This is a genomic window from Streptomyces sp. SID10853 (assembly GCF_010548145.1).
In the GTDB taxonomy this organism is placed as follows: Bacteria; Actinomycetota; Actinomycetes; order Streptomycetales; family Streptomycetaceae; genus Streptomyces.
The window spans coordinates 1-8,923 of sequence record NZ_JAAGLN010000269.1; the positions used below are offsets into that span (position 1 = coordinate 1).

9 protein-coding genes and 1 pseudogene are annotated in these 8,923 nt (G+C 70.8%); all 10 read left to right on the forward strand.

Annotated features, from left to right (window positions below; all coding sequences use genetic code 11):
• On the forward strand, positions 1–620 hold a 620-nt coding region (locus G3I19_RS31510), incomplete at its 5' end, for a biotin/lipoyl-containing protein (RefSeq protein WP_343235264.1).
• The gene (locus G3I19_RS31515; RefSeq protein ID WP_164267132.1) at positions 617–1,561 is read left to right on the forward strand and encodes a hydroxymethylglutaryl-CoA lyase; all 945 of its coding nucleotides are present in this window, start codon (positions 617–619) and stop codon (positions 1,559–1,561) included. The genes G3I19_RS31510 and G3I19_RS31515, both read left to right, overlap by 4 nt.
• Before the next feature lie 2 nt (positions 1,562–1,563).
• Positions 1,564–2,721 carry an acyl-CoA dehydrogenase family protein gene (locus G3I19_RS31520; RefSeq protein ID WP_164267133.1) on the forward strand — a complete coding sequence of 386 codons (1,158 nt, stop codon included), beginning with the start codon at positions 1,564–1,566 and terminating at the stop codon, positions 2,719–2,721.
• Positions 2,722–2,934: 213 nt separating this feature from the next.
• A complete protein-coding gene (locus G3I19_RS31525; RefSeq protein WP_164267134.1) occupies positions 2,935–3,903 on the forward strand; it encodes a hypothetical protein in 969 nt (322 codons plus the stop codon).
• Positions 3,890–4,012 (forward strand): annotated as a pseudogene (locus tag G3I19_RS31530) (aminoglycoside 6'-N-acetyltransferase); the annotation flags it as partial. The gene G3I19_RS31525 and the pseudogene G3I19_RS31530, both read left to right, overlap by 14 nt.
• 226 nt (positions 4,013–4,238) lie before the next feature.
• Positions 4,239–4,985: an IclR family transcriptional regulator gene (locus G3I19_RS31535; RefSeq protein WP_164267135.1), complete on the forward strand. Its 747-nt coding sequence runs from the start codon at positions 4,239–4,241 to the stop codon at positions 4,983–4,985.
• Between the two features lie 162 nt (positions 4,986–5,147).
• Positions 5,148–6,644 (forward strand): ABC transporter substrate-binding protein/permease, encoded by a 1,497-nt coding sequence (locus G3I19_RS31540; protein ID WP_164267136.1) that lies wholly within the window; start codon positions 5,148–5,150, stop codon positions 6,642–6,644.
• Positions 6,644–7,375 carry an amino acid ABC transporter ATP-binding protein gene (locus G3I19_RS31545; protein ID WP_164267137.1) on the forward strand — a complete coding sequence of 244 codons (732 nt, stop codon included), beginning with the start codon at positions 6,644–6,646 and terminating at the stop codon, positions 7,373–7,375. The genes G3I19_RS31540 and G3I19_RS31545 overlap by 1 nt, the downstream gene beginning before the upstream one ends.
• 127 nt (positions 7,376–7,502) lie before the next feature.
• Positions 7,503–8,051 carry a hypothetical protein gene (locus tag G3I19_RS31550; protein ID WP_164267138.1) on the forward strand — a complete coding sequence of 183 codons (549 nt, stop codon included), beginning with the start codon at positions 7,503–7,505 and terminating at the stop codon, positions 8,049–8,051.
• Positions 8,052–8,144: 93 nt separating this feature from the next.
• Positions 8,145–8,923, forward strand: a 779-nt coding sequence (locus G3I19_RS31555; RefSeq protein WP_239074957.1) for a histidine kinase, incomplete at its 3' end; no start/stop codon positions are given.

Below are 8,923 nucleotides of genomic sequence, written 5' to 3' on the forward strand. Positions count from 1 at the left end.
TGGGCGGCGCGGCGCTGCCGGTGCGGCAGTGGCTCCAGGTCCCCGGCCGCAAAGCGGTGCAGGCCGAAGGCGCGGGCCGGGTCACCCCGGACACCGTGTCGGTCACCGTCGGCGGGACGGTGCACACCTTCCACCGCGCCGGGGACTGGCTCGGCCGGGACGGCGACGCCTGGCACGTCCAGGACCACGACCCCGTACAGACCACGCTGGACGCGGCGGCCGGCCGGGGCGGGGCGGGTTCGCTCACCGCGCCGATGCCGGGCACGGTGACCGTGGTGAAGGTCGCCACCGGGGACGAAGTGAGCGCGGGCCAGGGCCTGTTGGTGGTCGAGGCAATGAAGATGGAGCATCTGATCACGGCCCCGCACGCGGGCACCGTCACCGAACTGGACGTGGTCCCGGGTACGACGGTCGCGATGGACCAGGTCCTGGCGGTCGTCACCCCGGCGGGCGCCCCGGCCGACACGGCGGCGGACGGCCCCGCGGGCCTTCCGGCCGACGCCCGGGCCGATGTCCCGGCCGAGCTCCTGGCGGGCGCCGCGGCCGGCGGCCCCGGAGGCACCCCCGCCACCATCCCCGGCACACCCGGCACACCCGGCACCCCGCAGGAGGACTCATGAGCAACGGCCTGCCCATGCCCGTACCGGCGGCAGGGCTCCCGCCCCGGGTCCGCATCCACGAGGTCGGCGCGCGCGACGGGCTGCAGAACGAGAAGACGGTCGTACCGACCGAGGTCAAGGCGGAGTTCATCCACCGCCTCGCCGGGGCGGGTCTGACGACCATCGAGGCGACCAGCTTCGTACACCCCGACTGGGTGCCCCAACTGGCCGACGCCGAGAGCCTGTTCCCGCAGCTCGCCGACATCCCCGCGGGCGTGGACCTGCCGGTCCTGGTGCCGAACGGCCGCGGGCTCGACCGCGCCCTGGAGCTGGGGGCCCGCCGGATCGCGGTCTTCGGCAGCGTGACCGAGTCGTTCGCCAAGGCCAATCTGAACCGCACCGTGGACGAGTCGCTCGCCATGTTCGCGCCGGTCGTCGCCAAGGCCCGCGCGGCGGGCCTGCACGTGCGCGGCTATCTCTCGATGTGCTTCGGCGACCCGTGGGAGGGCCCGGTCCCGGTCGACCGGGTGGTCACGGTCGCCCGGCGCCTGCTGGACCTCGGCTGCGACGAGCTGAGCCTCGGCGACACGATCGGAGTGGCGACACCCGGCCATGTCCAGGCCCTGCTCACCGGGCTCAACGGGGCGGGCGTCTCCACCGACGCGCTCGGCGTCCACTTCCACGACACGTACGGCCAGGCGCTCTCCAACACCCTGGCCGCCCTCCAGCACGGCGTGACCACGGTGGACGCTTCGGCGGGCGGGCTCGGCGGCTGCCCGTACGCGAAGTCCGCCACCGGCAATCTCGCCACCGAAGACCTCGTCTGGATGCTCGAAGGACTCGGCATCGAGACCGGTGTCGACCTCGGCCGCCTCACCGCCACCAGCGTGTGGATGGCCGGACAACTGGGCCGACCCAGCCCGTCCCGCACCGTACGCGCCCTCTCCCACCAGGAGCAGTAACCATGGACCACCGTCTGAGCACCGAACACGAAGAACTCCGCCGCACGGTGGAGGCGTTCGCGCACGACGTGATCGCCCCGAAGATCGGCGACTTCTACGAGCGGCACGAATTCCCGTACGAGATCATCCGCGAGATGGGCCGGATGGGCCTGTTCGGGCTGCCGTTCCCGGAGGAGTACGGCGGGATGGGCGGGGACTATCTCGCCCTGGGCATCGCGCTGGAGGAACTGGCCCGCGTCGACTCCTCGGTGGCGATCACCCTGGAGGCGGGTGTCTCGCTGGGCGCGATGCCGGTTTTCCTGTTCGGCACGGACGAGCAGAAGCGGACGTGGCTGCCCCGGATGTGCTCGGGCGAGATCCTCGGCGCGTTCGGCCTGACCGAGCCGGAGTGCGGCTCGGACGCCGGCGGCACCAGGACCACCGCGGTGCGCGACGGTGACGACTGGGTGATCAACGGCTCCAAGTGCTTCATCACCAACTCGGGTACGGACATCACGGGCCTGGTCACGGTCACCGCGGTCACCGGCCGCAAGCCGGACGGCCGCCCCCGCATCTCCGCGATCATCGTCCCCTCGGGCACCCCGGGATTCACGGTGGCGGCCCCCTACTCCAAGGTCGGCTGGAACGCCTCGGACACCCGCGAGCTGTCGTTCTCCGACGTTCGGGTCCCCGCGGCGAACCTGCTCGGCGAGGAGGGCCGCGGTTATGCCCAGTTCCTGCGGATCCTCGACGAGGGCCGGGTGGCGATCTCCGCCCTGGCGACGGGCCTGGCGCAGGGCTGCGTGGACGAGTCCGTGGCGTACGCGAAGCAGCGCCACGCCTTCGGCCGCCCGATCGGCGCCAACCAGGCCATCCAGTTCAAGATCGCCGACATGGAGATGAAGGCCCACACGGCGCGGGTGTCCTGGCGCGACGCGGCATCACGGCTGGTCAGCGGCGACCCGTTCAAGAAGGAGGCGGCGCTGGCGAAGCTGTACTCATCGACGGTGGCGGTGGACAACGCCCGCGAGGCGACACAGATCCACGGCGGGTACGGCTTCATGAACGAGTACCCGGTGGCGCGGATGTGGCGCGACTCGAAGATCCTGGAGATCGGCGAGGGCACGAGCGAGGTCCAGCGCATGCTGATCGCACGGGAGCTGGGACTGCCCACGGGGTGACCCTCCCCTTTCCCTCACCGTGGCCGGGACGCAGCTCAACTCGGCGGCCGGAGCGGCTCGTTGTCGCCCTTGCTGGGTGCCGGTGCGCGCACACAGACTGGAGGACGGCCGGATAGCTGTGGCACGGCCCGGGGGGCGCATATGGAGCGGCAACCAGCAGGAGCAGGCGGCCGGGCGGGCCGGACGGCGCAGAGTCCCGCCCGGGGGCGCGCGTTGAGCGGACTGGGCTGGGGGGTGCGGCTCGTCGGGATGGGCATGCTGTTCAGCGGAGCCGCGCTGCTGAGGGCTCTGGTGCGGGAGCCCTCGGGTGAGGCGGGCCGGCTTCCGCTGTGGTCGCGGCTGCTGATCCTGGTGGCCGTGGTGCTCGGCGGAGCGCTGCTTCTCGCGGTCAGCTTCCCTCTCCTGGTCCGGAGCGCGCGGCACCGGTCCGGCACCCTCGGGTCGTTCGGGGGCCTGCCCGGCGAGCGTTACGTCCTGTACCTACGGCCGTTCACCATCGACCCCGAGATGGCCCGGCCCATGCCCGACGCCCCCGGCGCCATGATGCGCTCCCCCTTCGAGATACCGGGGATGACCCAGGAGGACTTCCTGGTACGGCAGTTCAGGCGCGCGGGACGTGTGGTCGCGGTCGGCAGACCGGGTGAGCGGCTGCCGCTGCTCGGGGCTGAGCGCGGGTATCTCCCGCTCGACGACTGGCAGGGCACCGTGAGCGCGATGATCCGGGGCGCCCATGCGGTGATCATGTCCGCGGCACCCGGGCCCGGCACGGTCTGGGAGTTCACGGAGGCGCTCCGTATCCTGCCGCCCTCCCGGCTGGTCCTGCTGGTCTACTGCGACCAGCCGGATTACGAGGCGTTCGGCGAGGCCGTCGCGCGGGAGTACGCCATGCGGTCCGGCGCGGAAGGCTCCGGCACGTGGCCGCCGCTGCCCGGGCTGCCGCCCTTCCCGGAGCCGCTCCCCCGGTCGAAGCGCAGATGGGATCTCCGTCTGAAGGGCTTCGTCTCGTTCGGTGACGACTGGCGGGCGTCCTTCACCCGGTTCGATCCGATCGTGCCGAGACTGCGGACGGTGTGGACGCTGCGCCGGCTGGTGCGGCGTGAGCTGGAACCCGTACTGGCGCCGCTCTCCCGGCTCCCCGCCGTCGTGCCACCGGGATCATCGGGATCACCGGAGCTGGAATAACGTCGGGTTCAAGCCAGTGGGGATCATGCGGGCGTACGGGCGCGACCCTCGTACCGGCGTATGGCAGAACGGGCTGCTGATGGATCTGCCGGCCGAAGAGCTGGCCTGAAACAGCCGCCGGGACCGCATCGGAAAAACCCCATCCGATGCCTGATCTGCCAGGGCTCCGATCGCGCAGCAGCCGGACTGCCGGATATCCGTACATACGCCGACAATTCACAGCAGCAGTCGACAACTCCGTCACATCGCACATCTCCCACTGGTTGATAGCCAACTTCCCACTGGGTGAGACAACGGTCTCGTCGTGGCTGGATTTGGCCCCTATGGTCTGCCGTGTGATTACCGGAAAGACCGCTCCGGGTCCGGCTCACAGAACCGGTGCCATCCTGGCCGTGCTCGCCGAGCAGGCATCTGTGACCGCCCAGGACCTCTCCCGCCGCACCGGCATCCCCGTCAGTGCGGTCTATCGCCATCTCGGCGATCTGACGCAGCTGGGGCTCGTCAGCCCGACGCGGACGCGCGGGCGGTACTGCGCGGGCTCGCTCGCCGTGCAGATGGCGGTCAACTACCGGCGCGAGATGCTCGGCGGCGGTGAGGTGAAGCGCCGGCTGGCCCGGCTGGCGTCCGACACCGAGGAGCTGGCGGCCTTCCTGATCCCCAGCGGCCAGCACGTCCTGTGCGTCGAGGCCGCCGAGGGGTCCCGGGTGATCAAATGCAGCTTCTCGCCGGGGCTGAGCCAGCCGCTGACCTTCGGTGCGAGCGCCCAGGCGATCCTCGCCCACCTTCCGGACGCACGCGTGGCCGAGGTCTGCGCGGCGCACCGGATCGGCCCCGCCCAGGCGGAGGCGCTGACCGCCGACCTCCCCCGTATCCGCGACCGCGGGTACGCCATGAGCACCGGAGCGGTCGACGAGGGCGTGTGGGGCGTCAGCGTCCCCGTACTCAACCGGCAGGGGCAGCTCACCGGGACCGTCAGCACCATGGCGCCGGAGTTCCGTGGGCGCCGCAACCACCAGGCGCTGCTCACCCTCACCCATGCCGCGGCGCAGGACATCGGCCGTCTGGAGGAGCCGCAGCCATGACGGGCCGCGGACAGTCCCCGGCCCACCGGTGACCGGGGGCGCTGCCGGGCCCGCACAGCCCGGCCACCCGGTGCCGCGCACCCGTACGCGTACGCGCAGCGCCGCCCCGTCACCCCCGTCACCTGAACTCGTGCACCACGCAAGGCCCGAATGGAGTGGAACATGGTAAGAGCACCCGTGGGGCGAAGGGGAGCGGCCGTTCTGGCCGGGCTCCTCGCGTCGTTCCTTCTGCTGGCGGGCGCCTCGTCCGCCGCCGCCGCACCGCAGGCGGACAAGGGGGACCAGAAGCTCGCCCAGCTCCGCTCGGGCCGGGCCACACTGCGCGTGGGCACCGACGCCACGTTCCCGCCCTTCGAGTTCACCGACGCCAAGGGCGTCCGGGGCGGCTTCGACATCGAGCTGGTCAGGGCGCTCGCCAAGCGGGCGGGCATCAAGAAGGTCGCCTTCACACAGATGCCGTTCGGGAACATCGTCCCGGCGCTGCAGGCCCACCAGATCGACATGGGCGCCTCGGGCATCTACATCAACAAGGAGCGGTCGAAGGTCATCGACTTCTCGGACGTGTACTACCCGGGCGGGCTCGCGATGTTCACCGCCGACAAGGACGACACGATCCACTCCCTCGGTGACCTGGCCGGCAAGCGGGTCGCCGTACAGGTCGGTACGAAGTCCGTCGAGTGGCTCAAGGAGAACGCGCCCAGCGCCAAGCTGGTCACGGTGCAGACCAACCAGCAGATGTTCTCCTCCGTGAAGCTGGGCCAGGCCGCGGCCGTCGTGACCGGGGCACCGGCCGGCCAGTACTTCGTCGCCCAGCAGGGCGGTATCAAGCAGGTCGGCAAGCGCCTGACGGGCGAGGACTACGGTTACGCCTTCCCGAAGACGGACACGGCGGTGACCGCCGCGTTCAACGGCGCGCTGAAGGACATGAAGAGCGACGGCTCCTACGGCAAGCTCACCCACAAGTGGTTCGGGGCCGCGGGCAAGACCAAGTCGAAGAGCCACCCGCTCCTCAACCCGCAGACGATCGTGGACTCCTGGGGCCAGATATGGCACGGCCTGGTGGTGAGCATCGAGGTGATCCTCATGTCGCTGTGCCTGAGTCTGCTGTTCGGTATGACGGGCGGGTTCGCCAAGCTCAGCGGGATCGCTCCGGTGCGCTGGCTGGGCAACGCCTATGTCTCGGTGATCCGCGGCACGCCGTTCGTCGTCCAGCTGTTCCTGATCTACTTCGGTCTGCCCCAGCTGGGGCTGCAGCTGCCGCCCATGGTCGCGGGTGTGCTCTCGCTCGGCCTCTACAGCGGCTCGTACGTCACGGAGATCTTCCGCGGGGCCGTGCAGTCGGTGGACCGGGGCCAGATCGAGGCCGCCAGGTCCTGCGGGATGTCCCACGCGTCGGCCATGCGCCATGTCGTCGTACCGCAGGCGTTCCTGCGGATGCTTCCCCCGCTGGGCAACGAGTTCGTGTCGCTGACGAAGAACTCCACGCTGGTCTCGTTCGTCACGATCAGCGAGCTGTTCCTCGTCGGCCAGGTGGTCATATCCAGGACGTTCGACGCCCTGACCGTCTACCTCTTCATCGGCCTCCTCTACTACATCCTCACCAACATCATCGGTTTCGCGACCCATGCAATCGAGAAGAAGATGGCGGTGTATGTCTGATGGCACTCCTCGAAACCCACGGCATCACCAAGGCGTTCGGCGATCATGAAGTGCTGCGCGGCATCGACTTCACCATCGAGCCGGGGCAGGTCGTCGCCGTCATCGGGCCCAGCGGCGGCGGCAAGTCGACGTTCCTGCGCTGTCTCAACCTGCTGGAAACACCGACATCGGGGCGCGTCGTGTTCTCCGGCGACGAGCTGAGCGCCACCGAGTCCAACCTCGACCAGCTGCGGGCCCGTATGGGCATGGTGTTCCAGCAGTTCAACCTGTTCCCGCACATGACCGCGCTGCGCAATGTGGTCCTGCCGCAGATGAACGTGCTCGGCCGGAGCCGCGCGGAGGCCGAGGAGAGGGGCCGCGCGCTGCTCGACCGGGTGGGCATGCTCGGGCGGGCCGACATCTACCCGAACCGGCTCTCCGGCGGGCAGAAGCAGCGGGTCGCCATCGCCCGTGCGGTGGCGATGGACCCGCAGCTCATGCTGTTCGACGAGCCGACGTCCGCGCTGGACCCGGAGGTCGTCCAGGACGTCCTGGAGGTCATGACGGGCCTCGCCAAGGACGGCATGACCATGGTCGTGGTGACGCACGAGATGGGCTTCGCCCGCAAGGTGGCCGACCGGGTCGTCTTCATCGACGGCGGCCGGATCGCGGCGGATCTGCCGCCCGAGGAGTTCTTCTCCGAGGGGAACGAGAACGAGCGGGTCAGGACCTTCCTGGCGAAGGTGCTGTAGGGGTTCCGGGGACGGCCCCGGGGTGGGTCTCCCTGCCCCGGGTGGAGGTCCGCCTGCACCCGGGTTCCACCCCCCTTCAACCCATGGGTTGAAGGATTACGGAGCGCCGGAGCGAATAGTCGAAGCCATGACGCTCACCGACTGGATCATCGACATCCTGCTCCTCCTCATCGTCTTCCGGCAGCTCAGGGAAGAACGGCTCACCGCCCGCACCGTCCTCCTGCCGCTGGCGATCATCGCCTGGACGGGCTTCAACTACCTGGACTCCTTCCCCACCGCGGGGAACGACCTGCCACTGATCGCGCTCTTCGCCGGTGTGGGGATCGTCTTCGGCCTCGTCTCCGGCCTGCTGACCCGCGTCCGTTACGCGGAGGGGCACGTGCGCATCAAGGCCACCGCGAGCGCCGCTGCGCTCTGGGTGATCTGCATGGGCTTCCGGCTGGGCTTCGCCGTCTGGTCGAGCCACCCCTCCGGCCAGGCCCATCTCGCGCACTTCTCGGTCGCCCATGACATCACCAGCGGCCAGGCATGGGTGGTGGCCCTGGTCCTGATGGCATTCGGCGAGGTCGTCGTCCGGCTGGGTACGATCGTCGCCCGGGGCGGCCTCCTGATGGCCCGCAACCGCGCCGGATCGCCGTCCGCCGCACCGGCGCCCCGTCCCGGCACCTACGTCTGACCGAAGCGGAGCAGCCCGGCCGAGAACAGCGGGGCGGAGCAGCCCGGCCGAGAACACCGGAGTGTGGCCGCCGGCGGAGAACGGAGTGCGGGGATGAACGGGCGCTGGTGGAGCACGCCGGTCTGGGAAGCACCGGGCTGGGAAGGGCTGAACCGCGGCACTTTCCGGGGCGCGACGGCCATGGTGGCCTGTATGGCGGTCACCGTGGCCGGGGCCCACGGGACGACCCTCAGGATCGTCGTCGGTGCGCTGGGCGTCCTCGCGGCGCTGGGGCTGCTGCTGGGCCGGCGGACCCTGCCGTCCGTCCTGGGCACCCTGGGCGCGACGATCGCCATCGGTTCCGGCCTCGCGGTCTCGCTCCTGGTGCCGGCCGGGCTCGGCTCCTTCCCGGTGCTCGCGGGCGTCTCCGTCCTCCCGCTGCGCCTCCCGGCGGGGCCCGTGCGGACGACCGGCGTCGCCGTGATATCGGCCGCGTTCGGGATCGCGATCATGGTGGTCACCGGCAGTCTGGCCGGACTGCTGGCCGGAGTGGGCGCCTGGCTCCTCGCCGACCGGTCCGTGGAGCACACCGCCCTCCAGGCGGAGCGGGACCGGGCCGTCGCGCTGCTGGCCGAGGTCGAGGCGTCCCGGCAGGCCCTTCAGGAGGCGGCGGCCGGGGAGGAACGCAGCCGTATCGCCCGGGAGATGCACGACGTCCTGGCCCACAGCCTCGCCGGGCTTTCCGTGCAGTTGCAGGCCGTACGGGCGATCGCGAACCGGGAGGGCGCGCCCGCGTCGCTGACCGGCCCGCTCGACCGGGCCGCGGACCTCGCCCGCGACGGGGTCCAGGAGGCGCGCGCCGCGGTCGGTGCGCTGCGCGTCGCACCGCTACG